Raw genomic sequence first — 18852 nt, 5'->3', positions numbered from 1 at the left:
ATGGGAAAAATTATTAGTTTCATCAATCAAAAAGGTGGCGTTGGTAAAACGACCATGGCCTTCAATACAGCCTTTGCGTTGGCGCAAAAAGGAAAGAAGGTCCTGGCAATCGATCTTGATCCTCAAGCGAATCTCACTCTTTTATTTGAAGCAAAAAATAATTACAACCTTCACCACCTTTTAATCAACTCGATTAAAGAATTAAAGATGATCCACGTTCCGGCGATGCTCTCGGAAATTCTTCATTACTCAAAAGGAAACGCGGTTGTCGATTTGATCCCAGGAGGCCAGGAGCTTTCAGGATTTGATTTAACAGTGGCCGGAATCAATGCTCCAAGACAGCTGATTCTGAGAAAATTTTTAGAGATCAACACGCTTAAAGACCGCTATGACTATATCGTGATTGATTGCCCGCCGACACTAGGGCTTTTAGTGATCAACGCTCTTTGTGCCAGCGACGGGGTGATCATTCCATTTAAGGCGGATGATTTTTCACAGAAAGGGCTAGAGCATTTCTATCAGGTATTGTCCGACATCTCTGATATGGGAATCGTAAAATCTCCGGATATCGTTCTTCATGTGCCTAATTTGGTTGATTTGAGACGAAAACAAGAAAATGATGATTTGACAAAAATTATTGAGATCGTAGATCAGGAAATTGGAGAGGGGAAAGTCTTCTCGCCTTTTTTAAATAAAGCAGGTCTTGTAAAATCACTATCAGGAAGAAAATCCGTTTTTGATTTTAAGGGGCAGGATTTTAATGAGCTTCGCGAGAAGTTCACGGGAATCGCCGATAAGATCGAGGAGTGGGCAAATGTCAGACAACAATAAAAAAAGTTCTAATCCGCTATACGTTGTCAGCAACAATGGAGTTGACGTGGAAGCAGCTAACAGTATCTTAGATTTGATTTTAAAGAAGACTGGTCTTGATCAATTAATTCCTATCTTAGAGAGCATCATGCAGATGTTTTTATCGCAGGTGACGTCGTACCCGATGTTTCTTGAAGTGAAAAAAATCTTTGATGCTATTTTCGAAAAAGCTATTGAGCTAATGTTTCAAGCTCAGCAGTTAATGCAAAAAAAGAAAGCTTAATTTTTAAGGGCGATAAGTACAGCGGAATCCAAATTGCTCGTAGGCCAGAGTTGGATCGTAGAAACTTAGGTTGAAAATACCCCCGACTCCACCATTATACCAGGCCCCGCCTCTCATGACGGCTTCTCTATCTGTCAATGAAGCTGGGTTATAAGAGCCGACGTAATTATTATAATTATAAGCTGGATGGGCCGAGAAGGCCGTATTGATGTTGATGACATCACTTGAGCTGATTTTTGTGTCGAGCTCAGCGTAGTCGCGCCAGTAATCGACAGTGTCGCCATTCTTATAGGCCTTATCACAAGTTGTCCCGTTACAAGTCACACTCCAGTCAACCCATTCTTCAACGTTCCCTGAAATGTCCCAAATATCTTCACCCGTTGAAAGCCTGTGAGTTCGCTTGTGCACGAATGTTCCCGCTCCTGCACAAGTGTTGGCGGCAGTATTATAAAGACAGTTCGCGGCACTTGAGGGTGCAGTGGTGTTATTGTCAAATCCATCAGACCAGTTGCTGGCACTCCACCCACGATTTAAATAATCTGTCCCTTTTACACCGTTGAGCCAGTTGCTGCTTTGGTCTTCAATGTTTCTGGCCACTGCTTGCCATTCAGGATTGGAGATCAGGCCGTAACCACTTCCAAGAGCTGCACAGGCGGTGCGCGCATTGATTTGTGAAATGTAATTCCAGGCCGCACCTGCACTGCCTGAAAAAGGTTTGTTGTTATAAATGCGTGCTTCATATTTCATGACACAAAAGTCTGCCGAGACACCAACGGTATTGTCAGCAGGGACTTGAAGGAAGTCACCAAAGGTTTGCGGGCATGTTCTAGTGAATGTCGCTGTGGCGGTCGAACAAGTTGATAAATTCCCCAGAGAGTTTTCAATCTGAACAGCAAAAGTAGCAAGACCCAAAGGAAGAGTACTTGAGACTAAATCAATGCTTGATGATGTGGCCGTGCCTGTTGCGACTTCATTTGTACATGAAGAATCAGAAAACAGGTGAACGATCTCGCCTGATTTTATGCCGGCAACTCTAATAGTTGCTGTACTCGCTGAACTTGAAGCGGCACCTGGTGCAATTCTTGTCAGAGAGCTTGGCCCGGAGCTTTGGGTATCAAGAGTTGCTGATTGGTTGTTAGTGTTGGCATCACTTGTCCCAACATTCGTGCGAAGTCGTACGCGGTATGAATATGTGTTCCCTGGAGTCAGACCACTGATCGTGGTCGTATTTGAAGCCTGGCCTACGACTGTAAGTTTTAATACCGGAAGACCTGCTACAATGTCGTAGACATCATAAGCGATAGCGCTGGCGTGTGCTGTCCAGTTTAAAGTCACAGTTGAATCAGTGTGCGCGATAGACGTGATCCCTGCAAAAACTAAAGATGAATCGACTCCATTAGTGGTAGTGCCACCAGAAGTTCCACCGTCGGTTTTTGCATCGGTTTCAACCGGCTTGCGGTCAATTTTAATAGGGTTCTCCACGCAACTTGAAACAAGCAGCATGGTGGAAAGAAAAAATAGACTTGTGGCCGTTTTGATTCCCATAGTGATGGTACTTTATCGGCAAAGTAAGTATTTACTTAATATTAGGGGAGAGGGTCACTCAGGTGAGTGTCCCTCTTATGGTTAGGCGTTTATTTAATGGATAATACTGCATCTTTTGCGTTACTGAAGTAATCTTGTCCATAATTGCGGTAGAGCTCTTTCATTGATACTTCTGAAATACCTGTCAGTGCCAGAAGTGCTTTCACATCGTATGAAGTGTTGTAGTAATTTGATTCGTAACTATAGGCGTGATCGTATAATTGTTTTCCTTCCTGAGAGATCATAAAACTAGTGTGCTCCTGGTAAGCAAGGGCGACATCAAAAGAAAATTTGCTCGTTGAAATCGTCGCAGCTTTTAAATCTGAACGCACGACAACTTTAATTTGGTTAACTTCCTTCACCGGAAATTTGTATTTATCGTAAGCGCTTTCAAAGAGGCCTAGGTCTGTTTTATTCTTTTTTACGGTAATCTGGAAATCATCCCAATGGCCGTCAGCCTGTCTTTCGATAATTGAATCAGTTAATGCTTTCCTAAGAATATTAGAGACGTTTTGTGGAGAGTAATCTTTGTTTAAGTAGGCAGACCTGACGATGTTGACGCCCGGAATGTAGACGTAAAAGTCTTTTTTCATATCAATGGCAAAACCATTTCTGGCGACAGTGACAAACACCAGTTTTTTATTCATCCATTCGTTCATTGATTTCTGAAAGTTTGTAAGAACGGCCTGCTCTTTTAGTGAGAGTTTTACTGAGAGCTCTTCTAGCTCTTGCAGATCGCTGTTCATTTTAGCGATCTGGTTTGACAGCTGATCGGCCTCTTTAAAAGTGATATACCTTTGGGCCTTCATTGAATACTCAATGTATTTTCCAAGAATTCTACTGACACGGTCTTCTTCGTTAAGTGTTTTTTTTAGTTCTTCCTGTGCTTTTTGGAAAACTTTTAAATGATCAGGATTAACCACGGCCAATGAGTAAATTTTTTCTTTAGCATCGCGGAGTGCGGATTCTTCTTTGTAAACGGTTGAGCTGTTTTTAATTAAGCTGGCCATCGCTTCGGGGCCAAAGAAGACATTTTCTTTTTCTCCTTCTCTAATGGCAGCGAGTGAGACTTGTCGAACAACAGAGGATGCCGATTGAGTGTAATTTTCGTTTGGAATAACATGAGCGCGGTTAGCAAGCAGATTATCGATTGAGCTTTTGCTTTTAACCAGGCTTGTCTGAAGCTCTTTAATCTCTTCTAAGGGCGTTTTTTTAGCGGCCAGGACAACTGGAGAAAAGACCAGTACAGAGGCAGATAAAACCCATGTTTTCATAAATGGAGCTCCGATTAAGTGGTATAACTTATCAATGCTTTAAGCAAAGCGGATGCCTAGTCCTGGGGGATGTTTTATTGTGGTATTGCCGGGGGAACTTTAAGAAGGGTGTCTAAAGTTTAGACAGCTGGCCGTTTGGATTAGTGACATTATCTCGCTCTGATTCGGCGAGGTTTAACAGATGTCTCAGGAGCTTTTTTGGCCTCTAAAACGGGTTTTAGGGTCTCTTTTTGAATTCCGGCCTGTCCGGTCGAGACGTCATCGCTAATGAGGTCGCTCTCGTTTAGAACGCCCGTCACAGCATCAACGTTTCTCATTTGGAGTTCTTCAGCTTTTAGCTGATTGGTCTCCAGGGCGCGAAGCTCGGCCTCAAAATCCGGGTATGGCGCCTCTGAAGCGATGGCCCCGAATGAGATAATGAATGTTAAAAGTAGTCTTTTCTTTAACATACAATTATTTTTTCACACATTTGGATTTTTTAAAAGGGCCAATGGAAATCATTCATGCTAATTAATTATTCATGAGTTACCCAGAGAATTATCCAGAAGACTTGTTATTATCGTCGTACCACTACGATCTACCTCCAGAGTTGATTGCCCAAAGACCCGTCGATGGTGTTAACCGCCATCAGTCGCGCCTTATGGTCTATAATCAAAAGACGGACACGGTTACTCATGATTATTTTTATAATCTTCCAAAGTACCTTCCGGCCGATTCATTGATCGTGTTTAATCAGTCCAAAGTTTTTCCTTCAAGGCTTTTAGGAAATAAAAAAAGTGGCGGCAAGGCCGAGCTTTTTTTCCTTTCACATGAAACCAATCAAAATGGAAGTTATCCGGCGTTGATCAAAACCAGATCGAAAAAAAATATCGGAGATGAATACACTTTTGCCGCTGAGATGAAAGTGGAAGTTTCTGAAATCTTCTCCGATGGAACGTTCGGCGTAAAAGTCAGTCTTCCTGCTGGATTTAAAAATCTTCTGGATTACCTTGAGACCCATGCGCTTATTCCTATTCCTCCTTACATTAGAAAAGGGGAAAGTGATGAAGAAGATAAAAAAAATTACCAGACGGTTTATTCAAAACACACCGGCTCTGTGGCCGCACCTACCGCAGGATTACATTTCACCAATGACCTTTTGGAGAAATTAAAAGAATCCAATGTTGAGCGCGCGTTTGTCACTCTTCACGTTGGCCTTGGGACATTTAAGCCGGTGACGGTGGCCCATTTAAAAGATCACGTCATGCACTCGGAAGAGTATTTTGTTGATGAAGAAAATTTATCGAAAATCAGAAACGCTAAAAACGTTTTTGCGGTAGGGACGACTAGTTTAAGAGTGCTTGAGTCGAGTTATGGGAAAGATATTTCTCCCAATGAACACTATAAAACCCAGATCTTTTTGCATCCAGGCGTAGATGTGAAGAGCGTCAGTGGTCTTATCACTAATTTTCACCTCCCCGAATCTACCCTTCTTATGTTAGTCTCAGCTCTTATTGGAAGAAACAAGACCCTGGAGCTTTACGAGCTTGCGGTTAAAGAAAAATACCGCTTCTTTTCTTATGGCGATGCCATGTTGATTTTAAGGTAATTATGACAACAGAAAAAAAGATATTTAAAAAAATCGCTCAATCAAAAAAGGCCCGCGCAGGTGTGATTACAACTGCCCACGGAGAGATCGAAACGCCGATTTTTATGCCGGTAGGAACGCGTGCTTCAGTTAAGACTATGTGGCAGGAAGAACTAGAGGAGATGAACGCTCAGATCATTCTGGGAAACACGTATCACCTGTATCTTCGTCCGGGTCATGAGCTGATTGAAAAAGTAGGCGGAGGCCTGCATGGTTTCATGAAATGGGACCGCGCCATTTTAACCGACTCTGGTGGATACCAGGTTTTTTCTCTTTCTTCGATGAACAAAGTCACTGAAGAAGGAGTCACTTTTCAATCGCACTTAGATGGATCAAGACACTTAATTTCTCCAGAGAAATCAATGGAGATTCAAAGGGCCTTAGGTTCAGATATCGTTATGAACTTTGATGAATGCCCAGCGCTTCCAGCGACAAAAGATCGTTTGAGAGAAAGCATGGAGCTCACTCTAAGATGGGCCAAACGCTGCCGCGATTATCAACTTAAAGACCATCAAAATCTTTTTGGGATTATCCAGGGTGGGTTACATCATGATCTGCGAACTGTATGCATGGAAAGACTCAAAGAAATGAACTTCGAAGGCTTTGCTCTTGGTGGGCTTTCTGTCGGTGAAAAAAATGAAGAGATGGTGAGCTTCCTAGATAATTTTGTGCACACGATGCCAGAAGATAAGCCGCGCTACTTAATGGGCGTTGGAAAGCCATTAGACATCTTAAACGGAATCCGCGCAGGGATTGATATGTTCGACTGCGTTCTTCCAACAAGAAATGCCAGAAACGGGCAGTTCCTCACAAAAGGTGGCCCTCTAAACATTAAAAAAGAACGCTTTAAAGAAGATCTTCTTCCACCAGATCCAGAATGTAATTGTAAGGTTTGTCGCAAATATAGCCGTGCGTATATTCGTCACTTGTTTACAGTCGGAGAATACCTGGCCGGCAACATGATCACGTATCACAACTTGTATTTTTATTTGCAAATGACTCGTGATGCAAGAGAAGCGATTAAGGCGGATAAGTTTGACGAGTTTTACTCATCGTTTTATAACTCTTACACATCAAATATGTGGAACTAACCACTTAAAAGTTTAAGGAATCAAAATGTTAAAATCACTTTTAGCTATCGTAGCACTTTCGTCAACTAATGCGTTTGCTCAAGCAGCAGGTGCAGCTCCAGCGCAAAACCCAATTATGCAATTTCTTCCATTAGTTGTTGTCTTTGTTATTTTCTATTTCTTTATGATCAGACCACAGAAGAAAAAATATGAAGAAGAGCAGGCCCTGCTAGAAAAACTAGCTAAGGGAGATGAAATCTATACTAAATCTGGCCTTATCGGGACAGTTCACGGAATTACTGATACAGTAGTGACTGTAGAAGTTTCTGAAGGCGTACGTTTCAAAGTTTTAAAGAACCAGATTGGTGGTCTTTATAAAACTCTTACTGAGTCTGCTAAAAAATAAAAACATGGAGTTTATATGTTTGGATTAGGTGCTGGTGAATTATTATTAATTTTTGTGATCGCGATCCTATTTCTAGGGCCGAAAAAGATCCCAGAACTAGCAAAAGGTCTTGGTCAAGCAGTGCGTGAATTTCAAAAAGCACGCGACGAAATGATGAACGAGATCAACAAGCCTCATACCCCAGCTGAGCAGGGGAAAAAGGCAGACGTAGAAGTTGTTGCTCAAAAAGTCGAATCACCTGAAGCCAAAACTGACTCATCTGAATCTACAAAGCAATCATAAAACCGTTCTTGCAATTTCATAAATATATCAACTATACTTTCTGGTACATCCAGAAAGTATAGTTACTTTTGTCTATTAAAAGGGAGTTTTTTGATGAAGACCAACTGGTGGGTACGCTTCAGTGTACTACTCGTTCTTATTGCCGCAGCGGTAATCGTATTACTACCAACAGTGATGAAGTTTGATGAAAATGGATCTTATCCGGTCAAATCAAAAATCAATCTAGGTCTAGACCTTCAAGGTGGTCTATACATGGTTCTAGGGATCGACTTTAAAAAAGTTTATCGCGATGAAATCCAGACAAGTGCCAGAAAGATTGAATCACTTCTAAAAGATGAAGAGATCGGTGTAACAATCGGTGCTCTTGATGCCACAGACCCAATGGACCCAAAACAGGCCATTGCTCTTAACAAAGCTTCTGACATGGAAAATGCCAAGAAAAAAATCAAAACGATTTTTGGCAATACAATCAGAATCACTAAAGAAGAAGGTGAAAAACTAGAGATTGCTATGGCCCACGCGGTTAAGACTCAAATTGAGCAGCAGTCAGTAGGTAAATCAATCGAAGTTATCAGAAACCGTATCGATGAATTCGGGGTTACAGAACCAGAAATTATCGCTCAAGGTGAAGATAGAATCGTTGTTCAGCTTCCAGGTGTTCGCGATATTGAAAGAGCAAAAGAGCTTATTGGTAAAACAGCTAAGCTTGAATTCAAAATCGTAAACGACACAATCCCTCCGCAAACTCTTCAAGCATGGATGGAAAAAGCAAAAGCAGCAGGCATCGTTTATAAAAAAGGCGAGCGCTTCTCTGAATACATCAAAAAAATGAACGAATTCCTGGCAAAAGACATTCCTGAAGGACATGAACTTGCTTTCGAAAAATCTCCAACTCACGACGAGTCTCTTAACATTCCTTACGTGATTGAAGCGACTCCAAGAATTACTGGGGATGACCTGGCAGACGCCCGCGTTCAAATCGACCCACAAAAAAACCAGCCATACGTTTCTATGGAATTTAAAACTCAAGGCTCTAAGCGCTTTGAAGAAACAACTGGTGCAAACGTAGGCCGCAGAATGGCCGTTGTTCTTGACGGTAACGTTTACTCAGCTCCAATGATTCAGGGGAAAATTGCCGGTGGACACGCTCAGATCACTTTAGGTGGTGGAGCAAACTTCAATAAGACAATGACTGAAGCCCGCGACCTTGCTCTTGTCTTAAGAGCTGGTGCTCTTCCTGTTCAGCTTGATTTCCTTGAGCAAAGAACAGTTGGTCCTAACTTAGGTAACGACTCAATTGAGAAAGCAAAAGTTGCTTCTTATATTGGTTGTGGTCTCGTATTCCTTTTTGCTCTTGTTTACTACAAGTTCTCAGGTGTAATTGCGATCGTGACACTTTTATTAAACGTTCTTTTCACCGTAGCTATCTTAGTTGCGATTGATGCCACACTTACCCTTCCAGGGATTGCAGGGATCGCGCTGACAGTAGGGATGGCCGTCGACTCCAACATTATTATCTTTGAGAAGATCAGGGATGAAGTCAGAAAAGGAATCAGCAGCTACAAAGCTTTCGATATGGGATACAACTCGGCCCTTTGGACGATCCTTGATGCCCACATCACTCAAGCAGCAGCAGGTTTCTGCCTACTGAACTTCGGTACAGGTCCAATCAGAGGTTTCGCGATCACGCTTCTCATCGGTATCGCGGTTACGGTATACACAGCGTACTATGTTTCAAAAATCCTATATGAACTATATATGGAAAAAACAGACGCTAAAGAACTGAGTATTTAATTTAAAGTTTGGAGTAATTCTATATGATCGAGTTAATTAAACACGGTACGACGATTGATTTCATGGGGAAACGTAAATACGTAATGACGTTCTCTCTGATCATCACGCTTATTTGTCTTTATGGGATTTTTTATAAAACAGAATACGGTGTAGACTTTAGAGGGGGAGCGGAAGTTCAAACGAAGTTCTCTAAAGAAGTTCACCTGGATACGGTTCGTGATGTTCTTGGTAAAGCAGGCTTCCACGATGCCAGCGTACAAACTATCGGCCAGCCTCAGGATAACGAAATCCTAATTAAGGTTTCAGCTGATGAAGCTTCACTAAACGCAACAACAGAAAAGCTAACTCAAGCTCTTCACACATCTTTTGCCGATAACACGGCAGAGATTAGAAAAGTCGATATCGTTGGTCCAAAGGCCGGAGCTGAGCTTCGTATGTCGGCTGTAAAAGCGATGTTCTGGGCGATTCTTTCGATCATGGTGTACATGGCGATTCGTTTCGACTTCCGTTATGCTCCAGGAGTAATGGTTTCACTTCTTCACGATATTATTATCGTTGCCGGGGTTTTATCATTTGTTGGCTCAGAGTTCTCTCTACACACGGTTGCGGCCCTTCTTTCAATCATCGGTTACTCAGTTAACGATACCGTTATCGTTTACGACCGTATCCGCGAGCACGAAGATCATGGCGACCAGACGAAGAGCTTAAGAACACACATCAACGACGCGGTAAACGACACGCTTTCAAGAACGATCCTTACTTCGGTAGCGACTCTTCTTGTAGCGGCTTCAATGTACTTCTTCGGTGGTGCTGCTCTAAGAGATTTCTTCCTTGCGATGTCAATTGGTATCATCTTCGGTACATACTCTTCTGTTTATGTTGCCGCTTCAACGACTCTGTTTATTGATGAACTGACAAGAAAATCGAAAAGTGGAAATGCACAAAAAGCTACAGCTTAATCTATTTCATCTTCTTATACTGACAGGCCTCCTCTCATGGGGAGGCCTGTCTTTTTCTCAAGACTCCAAAGCACAAGATTCAAATCCTACAGCAGAGACCCAGGAAATAGAGGAGCACGACACTCAGGACCTGGAGAAGCTTTTAAAACGCTATAACACTGATTCTGAGAAGGTTCTGGAAGACTCTGGCAAGATCCATAATATTCAGCAAGACGCCGCTACAACGGAAGTTAAAGAGGCCGACATTGAAGAAATGCGCCCGAGCGATGTTCTGGAAAAGGCCAAAGAGGAATCAATCCAAAGGGCCCGTCACTATCAGGCCAAAAAAGAAGAAGAACTTAAGAAGGCCAATGCTTCTTATGCTGAGTCTGTCAGAGTGGCCCTGGAGCCTTTACAGAAGCTTTCTGAAGCAGAACTTTTAAAGCGCCTGGATGAAGGGACAAGAGAGTCTCCAGTTCGTCCTTACATGGACCAATTTCCCAATATCACCCTTTATGCCGTTCGCTTAATTAAAGACAAGGAGAGTATCCCGTCTGTTGTTAAGATCGTCGAAAATAAAGAGCGCCTCATCCAGTTTGGAAGTGTGATGCTTTTTACTGTTATTTTTGGATTTATTTTAAAACGAATCATGCACCGAGAGGGCAGGTCATTTATTAAGGCCGCTTTTTACTTCTTAATCCGTGTGACTTTTATGATGGCCCTAAGAATAGGAGTGGTTTACTACTTCTACGCCAAAGAACTTACGCCAGCGGCGAAGGTTTTCAAAAAAACATTTCTTTAGAATTTAAGATTTAGGCACACAACCAATGCGCTTATCAGTCGTCGCTTCAGTTGTTGCTTGCCCTGTTGGAACGTTCCCGTTAAGCGTGCTTGGCGTGCGCACTGTAAAGAGCTTTCTTCCCCCTTGAGTCAGAGGATCAGCTGTTGTGCTCGTTGGCCAGTAGAAATAAATCGTCTTCGTATGCATTGCTGCTGCGTTTGCTTTAATCTTAATTCCGTTTTCAATGTAGAAACCGTAATTATTTAAAGTAGTCTCGCGAACAAACATTGTTCCGTATAGTGTTTTGTAAGTCGATCCATCTTGAATAGTCTCAGCTTCTTTTTCTGCCAGGTATAGACCTTCAGTATCGTCCATAAACTCGCCCAGAAGATTTAAGAGCGGCTGAGTCCCGTTAAACTGAGTAGCTGTCGGACAGTATGTCTTTCCAGTTGTCGCATCAGAGAATGGCACCATGATGTATCCAAGTGGGATATTAGCACTTGAAGTTGATGTTGTTGTCGGACGGTTAGGGTAGCTTAGAAGCCTGAAGAGATCGATTGTTGCAGTGATGTTGTAATCACTCAGGAGACGCTCTTCTAATGTTTTATTGATTGTTAATTTGTTGTTGTTTTCGGCCTTCGCCACAAAACGAGTGTCGGCCTTATCCCACATTGAATAGGCCCCAGGAATGAGTTCCAGGCGATCCCATTCAGCAGAGTCGGTTACACCGTGAAGCTGCTCATCGTGACAAACAACTTGTGATTGATTTGTTCCACCAGCAGGAGGAATAGGGGCCGGAGTTTCATTGGCCGCAAAGTAATAGAAGATGCGGGCAAATGTTGTTCTGATAATGTTACCAGAGTTATCGACCTTTCCACCGTAAGTCATACAAGTGTATTGATTGATCGGTGTAACTTTTAATACACCAGTTGTCGTATCAGACGCTTGATTGATTCTTCTAATCTGGAACTCTTTAGACTGAGCACCTGAGCCCGCCTTTGTTTCCTGAATCTTTAAAAGCCATGTTTTATTTCTAGTAAGAGTAGAAACGTTCGCACTAAAAGAGTTTGAACCTGCAGATGTTGTCATTTGAAGACTGACAGTGTTTGTTCCATCAGTTGCAATTAGTGAACACCCTGGAGTTGTCTGGTCTTCTGTCAACTGGACTGTACACCAGTTGTGAAGGTTTCCGATTTTTGTGTTAAGAGCGATATCAGTTCCCATGATGGTATTAACATAAAGGATTGGCTGATCTGTAGGTGTTTTGGCCGCACAGAAAGAATCACAATTGTTGATAATATCTGATTTACCGTTAATACATGAACAGAAGTCACTCTTGATATCGATTGCGTTTGTTGGTCTTTCGTCTTTAATGACATCGGCCACACAAATGTTTGCTGAGTTGTTGATTCTTGCCAGGATGTCTGTCGCGCTTACACCATCAATCGTATAACCTTCAGAGTCCACCAGTTCTTTTTTTACTTCAGAGAGTTCATCAAGGCTCGCCAGGTGGTAGCCATCAGAACATGCAGTTGTACAAGTGTCATAAGGTTTAGAGTAGATAAGGTAACTAGAGTCGCAACCACTGTTGCCTGTCGTAGTAGAGAAGTCTTTTACATATCCTCTTCTTTTTGCCACAGACTGATCACCAATACATGAGCTCACAACCACAAGAGTTGCGGACATAATCAGGACAGATAAAAAGTGTGCAGGCAATTTTATCTTTTTCATAAACGGATATTAAAGTTCTCCAAATTCCTAGTTAGTTAATCGACTTCTGCGTTTCAAACTTTAATGCTTTTCATTACCTCTATTTTAGTCCTCTGGAGGTGATTGCCTTAATAAAAACGAAAACTAAGGATTGATTCTATGATTTTAATAGGTTAGCCTATTTGTAGCTGGCAGTGAGATATTGGAAGATGCCTTAATTTAGAGGCTAACTAAAGTTTCTTTTTGATCTAACCGATAGAGATCACATAGCATTTAATTACTCTAAGGAGACAGGCCATGACTAAGGCAGATTTGATTGCAGCTCTTGAAAAACAAGCTAACCTTACTCACAAGCAAGCTGAGACAATCATCAATATCACATTCGACAGCATGATTAAGGCGCTTTACGAGGACGAGAGAATCGAAATCAGAGGCTTCGGGTCATTTGCTAACAGAAACTATAAAGCGTACGAAGGCCGCAACCCTAAGACCGGGAAAATCGTAAAAGTTCCACCTAAGAAAGTACCATTCTTCAAAGTTGGTAAGGAACTTAAAGAGATGGTGGATGAAGGCAAGGATAAGTACGTTATCCGCGAAGCATAGTTTTTTCTTTAAAAATCATTGACATATGAGGGGTGTTCTAGCAGAATGCCCCTTATCTTTTTAATTCCAATGGAGACGTGCCAGAGTGGTCCAATGGAACGGTTTGCAAAACCGTAAAGCCGGCGGTTCAAATCCGCCCGTCTCCTCCAATTTTTCCAGAAATCATCCATTTTCGTCGTTGCTCGGTTGCTCACAATCGGTCACATACATTTGAGTATGCTCCCTCTTGCTCGCGCTCTCGCGCCTAGAAACTGAATAATTTCTGAAAAAATTGAATTCTAAAAAACATATTACAATCATCAACATTTGCTCTTTAGCATTTAGTGGAAAATTCCGATTCAAATATATCATTAAGAGGAGTTTTTATGAAGGGACCATTTATTGTAATTCTTATGTTGGTATTTGTATCGTGCGCGCAAATGGATGAGCATATGAAGTATTTGACTGGGGAAAAACAAGAAGAAGCAAAGAGACAAAAGGAAGAAAAAATAAAAGCAGAGGCATTGGCAGAAAAAGAGAAGCAAAAAAATATTGCTGAATTAAATGCATTAATTGCCAGTAAGTTGTCGCTGTCGAATACTATTAATTTAAAGATTGGTCAGAAAAAAGATGAAGTCATAAAGATATTACTAAAACCTGATTCTGTGTCAGCGAGTGAAAAAGGAGAGTTTTGGCATTATCGACTATATGAAAACTATAATCCGCAAGCAACCTATAATAAAGTAGTTCCTTTTAAAATTTCATTCAGAAATGAGAGAATTATTTCTTATGGAGTAGATCAAGAACAAGTTGAAAGAGATAAAGCCCAAGTCGTAATTCAAAAAGAAATGACAAATCAAAAATAAAGGTATCGGAAATGGATAAACATCAGTTATGGACTTATATATTAACGGTAATATCTACTCTGATTGCGGTTGTTTCTCTAGTCGCAACATTAAGAAGTGATTGGAGAATCGCTGAGCTTTCAGGGGCATTCGATAAATCAAAAATAGGAGTGTATATAGGAGATTATTTATTACCAGAGAATCAACCTCTGGAAGTAATAATAGGCGCTAGTGAGCTTTCTGAAAAAACTACTCCAGTAATTGCAAGTATACCTTTTATCTTGAAATCAGAAGGTGAAAGAAGTTCAGAATCACTAATCTTAACATTTCAGTACAAAGATATCTTTCAAAGAGAAAAACTAAATGATCTAGAAATGGGAGTTACTGGCAGTTTTGATAGAGATGATTTGAAAAAAACGTTTTCAAAAACGGATGAAATGTCATACGTGAATTATAAAATAAAAGCTCTAAATCCAGGCACGAAATTCATGATCTTGGAGCCACTTTTCTTAGGAAATACAAAAATTGAAGGTAGTTCAAGTGCTAAGACTAAGGATGGGTACGATATGAAGTTTAAGTTCAGCGCAAATGTGATGTATCGTTTTAATATAAATTTCCAAGCAAAAGATACATACATCAAAAACTATCCAGTAAGTATTTCTGTGGACAAAGCAAGTACTATTCAAGATCTTTATAAGGGTAGATTGCAAGAGTTGATTGAAGTTAAAAGAAAAGAAATACGTGAACAAGTAGGTTTTTTTAAGTACTTGGTTTCGCTTGTTTTTTCGAAACCTAAACGAAACATCTTTTTAGTATATATTCCATTGAAAGAACAGAAAATTGGTAGTTCTAAAATCTACCTTGGGATAAGTGATTTCCAAGTAGCAAAAATCGAATATGATTTATTGTTGTTTAGATTCCTTTTTTTTTAAGTGTTATGAAATATTACAAATAATTATTAAAAAAAAACCTGATGGAAACTGCTTTTTTTAGCAGCCTTTTTTCACAAAACCATCAATTGCTTCACAAACCAACAAACTCATTTTACTTTCTTAATCCCCTTTGATACCAAGCTCGCAAAACAAAGGGGATCATATGAAAAATCTAGTATTGATTGCTGCATTTCTATTTTCGACATCTGTCTTTGCAGAAGGCTTCCGTGCTTTTGAGTGTGAAGTTTCTCGCTTAACTAAGAATCAAAATGAAGAATTAAGTTTAAAGATGAATTCGAAACTGACTTTTGTTGAAAAGGTTCGTTCGTGGAGTCTTAGTGTTGAGGAACTTGAACTTAGTTCATATGATCAACATGGGCCGGCGATGAAATATGAAACAGAGCTTGTGGGGAAGAGTGAAGTTGGGTATTTTTTCTACCTGGATCTTTCTCTTGAGTATGAGCTTGATATTGATGTGAAGACACTAGAAGCGAAGCTTTACTGGTGGGGACTAGGAGAGCGTGTGAAGCTTGCTGATCTTGGGTGTACGCTGGAACAATAAAATCTTTTGTAATGTCTCAATGAAAAGGGCTTTCATTGAGACATTTTCTTGTCAGTTCTCATAGATGTGAATGTGACAAAAATATTCTTTTGTCACACATTCTTATTATTCTTTGTTTAGGTCTCTCTCATCACGCTTTCATTATATGCAGAATAAGCATTCGTATTTTGTAAAATTCAAAACACACGCTCAATAGAATTACTGAACATTCTCTTTTTTATTTGTTTAATACTCCTTAAGGAGTAGTCCGGAAGAGGGTGTATTCTATGGCAAACTGATTCAAGCTCTCCGGTATTTCAACGATAAGAAAGTTAGTCGGTAATACTTAAGGTCGGGGTTTTAAAGAAATGTTCATTCGATACAGATTCAATTTGTTTAGCATGCTTTTCATTCTTTTAATTCTGTCTGGGTGTAGCAGTAAGATCAGTGTTGATTTACTTTCAAAATTAATTGGCAGTGGAAATGAAGACTCTTCATCATCGAGCTCTGAATTCGTTGAATATAAACGTACAGTCACTAAGAATAATGATCCAACTGTGTCGATTACGACAGTTGATTCAAATTATACAACAAGAAAAATAGATCTTGGGATTAGTGCAGAAAAAATTAAGACGATCGTTTACGATGAAAATTTTTGGGTTTTTAAAGCATATACTGAACAAGAAATAAAAGAAGGCAAATACAGGACATATTATTTAAATTTAAATGACGCCAATCCTACTCCTGTCAATTTTATAGGTCAGACAAATCTTCCATGTGTCACTCAACACGCTAGAGATCCGTGGATGGTTATTATCCGTGGGTATTTATACTGTGCCAATACGACAGGATCAAGATTAACGAGAATTAATCTTTCTAATTATAGCGATAAGACTGTTTTTAATTCTGTCACTCTTGATTTGTATTATGCGGATACCGAATTGCCACTAGCTTGGACTCATTTTTTTGTAGGAAGTGATTTGTACTTAAGAGTAGGTGTCTGGGGAAACATAGGATATGTTCGCATCAATGGCAATAGTGTGACAGCGAGCTGGATAAAAAATGGAGATGATTCAGTTGGGATTAGGTGGTTAAATAATGAACTGGTGAATGTTTCTGGTGATGGAGAGGTAACTATCTACACGGGGACTTCTACATCTGAAATCGTCACTTTACCAGGCTATGATCGATCATCAAATAATGTGCCTTTTAGTAGATATCGATTTTTAATTGATAAGGATATTTATTATTTTATGTGTTCTCCTGACAGTTATGCAGGAGCTTTAGGGTTGTATAAAACAAATCTGGACGATATTCGAAATGCAACGACAGAGTATTATGATTTTGGAACAATTAGGTGTGATGAATTCTCAAATTTTCAAGGATTCAATCTAAATGGTTCATTGTATTTTAAAGCTTATGATACGGTCGAAAAGAAGGTCAATCTTTACCGCTTTAGACCAAACGAGAGTGAAAAATTTCAAAAAATAGTGGAACTGGCCGATTTGGAGTTTGATACATTTTTTGCTTATAATTTTAAACCTGTGGAGTATTCATTTTATTCTGATTCAGAAAATCTTTGCTTTTCTGGAAAGAGTGGAAATACCTATGTACCATATTGTATTGATCAAAATCATAACTTAAATAGAATGGGGCAAGTCTCTGCTGAAGAACCATTTTTAGCGCCGATTAAATTTAAAAAATATGGAAACGATCTATTGTATTTGGCAAAAGCAGACAGAGTGAGGCTATATAAAGCTGATCTCACGAGCCATGTATCATCTGAAGTCACTTCAGTAAATAGTCTTTTGAATCTGGATTTTGCATGGGAACCCGCATACGCCAACTTTACAGGAACTAAGAGTGATACAGTACTGACGGGAGAGAACTCATTGCTTGGAATTGTGACTTTTACTGATAAGGATGTAGATGTCACGATAAAAGATATAAAAGGGAATGAATATAAGCATGCTTTTACAAGAGTTAATAACAGCAAAATTTATAATTTATATGCTTATAAAAACAAAACACTCTTTGCTTACGGACAAAATGATTATTATGACCTAGTTATTTTTGAACAAGATAAAGAAAGAAAGATTCCTCTGACCCGACGTATTCTTAATGGCGATGGAACTTTAATCACCAAATATCATGATCGTTATTTTTACTACTTAAATGTTAATTACGAATTAATGAGAATTGACATGGAGACAGAGAACGTTGTCTTGGTAGATACGTCTGTTCTGGAATTTGAAATCGTTGATGGAAATGTTATTTATAATAAAGACGAGCCTGGTGCAGTGTATGTGGTAGATAAAAACCTAATAAAGACACTTGCTACAAATAAATTGTCTGATTTTGGAATAAGGACAACTTTTACAGATTACGTAACTGTCTTCAGAAACAACATTTATGCGGCCGAGATTGATTCTAATACGGGGGAGCCTCATTCTTATCTTGTTGGTGAAAACGGGGTTAAGACGGAAATTAAGGATGTCCAGGGCAATCGAATGTTCACTGAATTGGTGGTATATGGTGTTGCTAGTGTAAATGACAGATATGTTTATTTCATAACTTATGACGAAAATGGTGATGAGTTAATGCATTTGTTTGATAATCAAACGGCAAGCACTTTGGCGACTTATCTAATGAGTAATAACAATTTCTTTTTGCCTAATATGATACCCAATAAAAATGATGCCTCTAAAATGATTGTTGAAGTTGATACTTCATCTGCCCCATTCGTTGCCAAGTTCTCAGAGTATATCGATGGCAGTTTTGAGGAGCATTTATACAATCTGCCAGCCATTATTGATGACACCTCTATATCCGTAGAAAATGCTAAAGTTATTACAGTAAAAGATAAAATCCTTCTTGCTATCCAACGTAGTGATGTAGATCGAATTTACCTTTTAAAACGTACTCCGGAATTGCCTGAGCTTATCTTTGAAAATAGGCACGATACTATCATTAATGCTGTTAGTAATTCTTTGTCCATTGATTTGCAATCGACTTTTTATTTTTTCTCAGAGTCAAAGGATCAGTTGGCAATTCATTATTCAAAGCTGATCAATGGAAATCTGGGGAGTGCCTATGCAGAATTTGACTCAAATACAAATCGCTTTATTGAAAAAAATATTGTGGCCAAAGATGCGATGGATATCAGGTCCGAGATTTTCCTTAAAGCGAAAGAATTTTATCCAGATGGTGTTAATGAGCAGTTTTTTTACGACAGAGGGATAATTTTAGATCCAAGTAAAAAATATTCAGTTTTTAGGTACTTTAAAAATTCTAACTATTGTTATCGCGTCACTGAGTTCATGAATTTTGATAAGGTCATCTTTGATCTTGATATAGAAGAGATTCCAAGATAATAGTGGTTGATTTTTAGCG

18 protein-coding genes and 1 tRNA gene are annotated in these 18852 nt (G+C 39.7%); 15 read left to right on the top strand and 4 right to left on the bottom strand.

The features are described 5' to 3' along the window. Positions 1-831 carry a ParA family protein gene (locus AC6JA8_RS10330; protein ID WP_497973720.1) on the top strand — a complete coding sequence of 277 codons (831 nt, stop codon included), beginning with the start codon at positions 1-3 and terminating at the stop codon, positions 829-831. After that, positions 815-1093: a hypothetical protein gene (locus AC6JA8_RS10325; protein ID WP_102243739.1), complete on the top strand. Its 279-nt coding sequence runs from the start codon at positions 815-817 to the stop codon at positions 1091-1093. The genes AC6JA8_RS10330 and AC6JA8_RS10325 overlap by 17 nt, the downstream gene beginning before the upstream one ends. A gap of 3 nt (positions 1094-1096) precedes the next feature. Here AC6JA8_RS10325 and AC6JA8_RS10320 read toward each other — a convergent pair whose 3' ends face one another. From AC6JA8_RS10320 to AC6JA8_RS10310, 3 genes are all read right to left on the bottom strand, one after another. Next, positions 1097-2638 (bottom strand): fibronectin type III domain-containing protein, encoded by a 1542-nt coding sequence (locus tag AC6JA8_RS10320; protein ID WP_497973719.1) that lies wholly within the window; start codon positions 2636-2638, stop codon positions 1097-1099. Between the two features lie 89 nt (positions 2639-2727). Beyond that, complete coding sequence (locus AC6JA8_RS10315; RefSeq protein ID WP_497973718.1) at positions 2728-3951, bottom strand: hypothetical protein; 1224 nt, start codon at positions 3949-3951, stop codon at positions 2728-2730. A 149-nt stretch (positions 3952-4100) separates the two neighbouring features. Then, positions 4101-4400 carry a hypothetical protein gene (locus tag AC6JA8_RS10310; protein WP_102243736.1) on the bottom strand — a complete coding sequence of 100 codons (300 nt, stop codon included), beginning with the start codon at positions 4398-4400 and terminating at the stop codon, positions 4101-4103. Positions 4401-4471: 71 nt separating this feature from the next. On the opposite strand from AC6JA8_RS10310, the gene queA reads away from it, so the two are divergent. The 7 genes from queA to AC6JA8_RS10275 all read left to right on the top strand — a co-directional run bounded on the left by queA (position 4472) and on the right by AC6JA8_RS10275 (position 10870). Then, entirely contained in the window at positions 4472-5539 is a 1068-nt protein-coding gene (queA, locus tag AC6JA8_RS10305; protein ID WP_497973717.1) for a tRNA preQ1(34) S-adenosylmethionine ribosyltransferase-isomerase QueA, read from the top strand. A gap of 2 nt (positions 5540-5541) precedes the next feature. Further along, positions 5542-6669: a tRNA guanosine(34) transglycosylase Tgt gene (gene tgt / locus AC6JA8_RS10300; RefSeq protein WP_497973716.1), complete on the top strand. Its 1128-nt coding sequence runs from the start codon at positions 5542-5544 to the stop codon at positions 6667-6669. A gap of 25 nt (positions 6670-6694) precedes the next feature. Then, positions 6695-7054, top strand: coding sequence for a preprotein translocase subunit YajC (gene yajC, locus AC6JA8_RS10295; RefSeq protein WP_102243734.1), 360 nt, complete (start codon positions 6695-6697; stop codon positions 7052-7054). A gap of 15 nt (positions 7055-7069) precedes the next feature. Next, positions 7070-7336: a twin-arginine translocase TatA/TatE family subunit gene (tatA, locus tag AC6JA8_RS10290; protein WP_497973715.1), complete on the top strand. Its 267-nt coding sequence runs from the start codon at positions 7070-7072 to the stop codon at positions 7334-7336. Between the two features lie 93 nt (positions 7337-7429). Then, positions 7430-9130, top strand: coding sequence for a protein translocase subunit SecD (gene secD, locus AC6JA8_RS10285; RefSeq protein WP_497973714.1), 1701 nt, complete (start codon positions 7430-7432; stop codon positions 9128-9130). 23 nt (positions 9131-9153) lie between these two features. After that, positions 9154-10089 carry a protein translocase subunit SecF gene (gene secF / locus AC6JA8_RS10280; RefSeq protein WP_102243731.1) on the top strand — a complete coding sequence of 312 codons (936 nt, stop codon included), beginning with the start codon at positions 9154-9156 and terminating at the stop codon, positions 10087-10089. Then, positions 10061-10870, top strand: coding sequence for a hypothetical protein (locus AC6JA8_RS10275; RefSeq protein WP_497973713.1), 810 nt, complete (start codon positions 10061-10063; stop codon positions 10868-10870). The genes secF and AC6JA8_RS10275 overlap by 29 nt, the downstream gene beginning before the upstream one ends. Before the next feature lie 3 nt (positions 10871-10873). On the opposite strand, the gene AC6JA8_RS10270 is transcribed toward AC6JA8_RS10275, so the two are convergent. Further along, positions 10874-12580, bottom strand: a complete 1707-nt coding sequence (locus AC6JA8_RS10270; protein WP_102243729.1) for a hypothetical protein — start codon at positions 12578-12580, stop codon at positions 10874-10876. 276 nt (positions 12581-12856) lie between these two features. Between AC6JA8_RS10270 and AC6JA8_RS10265 the strand changes: the two genes are divergently transcribed. The 6 genes from AC6JA8_RS10265 to AC6JA8_RS10240 all read left to right on the top strand — a co-directional run bounded on the left by AC6JA8_RS10265 (position 12857) and on the right by AC6JA8_RS10240 (position 18833). Next, a complete protein-coding gene (locus AC6JA8_RS10265; protein ID WP_102243728.1) occupies positions 12857-13162 on the top strand; it encodes an HU family DNA-binding protein in 306 nt (101 codons plus the stop codon). 71 nt (positions 13163-13233) lie between these two features. Next, positions 13234-13311, top strand: a tRNA-Cys gene (locus AC6JA8_RS10260). Positions 13312-13527: 216 nt separating this feature from the next. After that, complete coding sequence (locus AC6JA8_RS10255; protein WP_497973712.1) at positions 13528-14007, top strand: hypothetical protein; 480 nt, start codon at positions 13528-13530, stop codon at positions 14005-14007. An 11-nt stretch (positions 14008-14018) separates the two neighbouring features. After that, positions 14019-14918, top strand: a complete 900-nt coding sequence (locus tag AC6JA8_RS10250; protein ID WP_497973711.1) for a hypothetical protein — start codon at positions 14019-14021, stop codon at positions 14916-14918. Positions 14919-15081: 163 nt separating this feature from the next. Next, positions 15082-15480 (top strand): hypothetical protein, encoded by a 399-nt coding sequence (locus AC6JA8_RS10245; RefSeq protein WP_497973710.1) that lies wholly within the window; start codon positions 15082-15084, stop codon positions 15478-15480. 380 nt (positions 15481-15860) lie between these two features. Then, a complete protein-coding gene (locus tag AC6JA8_RS10240) occupies positions 15861-18833 on the top strand; it encodes a hypothetical protein (RefSeq protein ID WP_497973709.1) in 2973 nt (990 codons plus the stop codon). The last annotated feature ends 19 nt before the right edge of the window (positions 18834-18852 follow it).

The organism is Bacteriovorax sp. HI3 (assembly GCF_059738875.1).
This window is presented reverse-complemented; position numbering and strand designations above follow the sequence as displayed.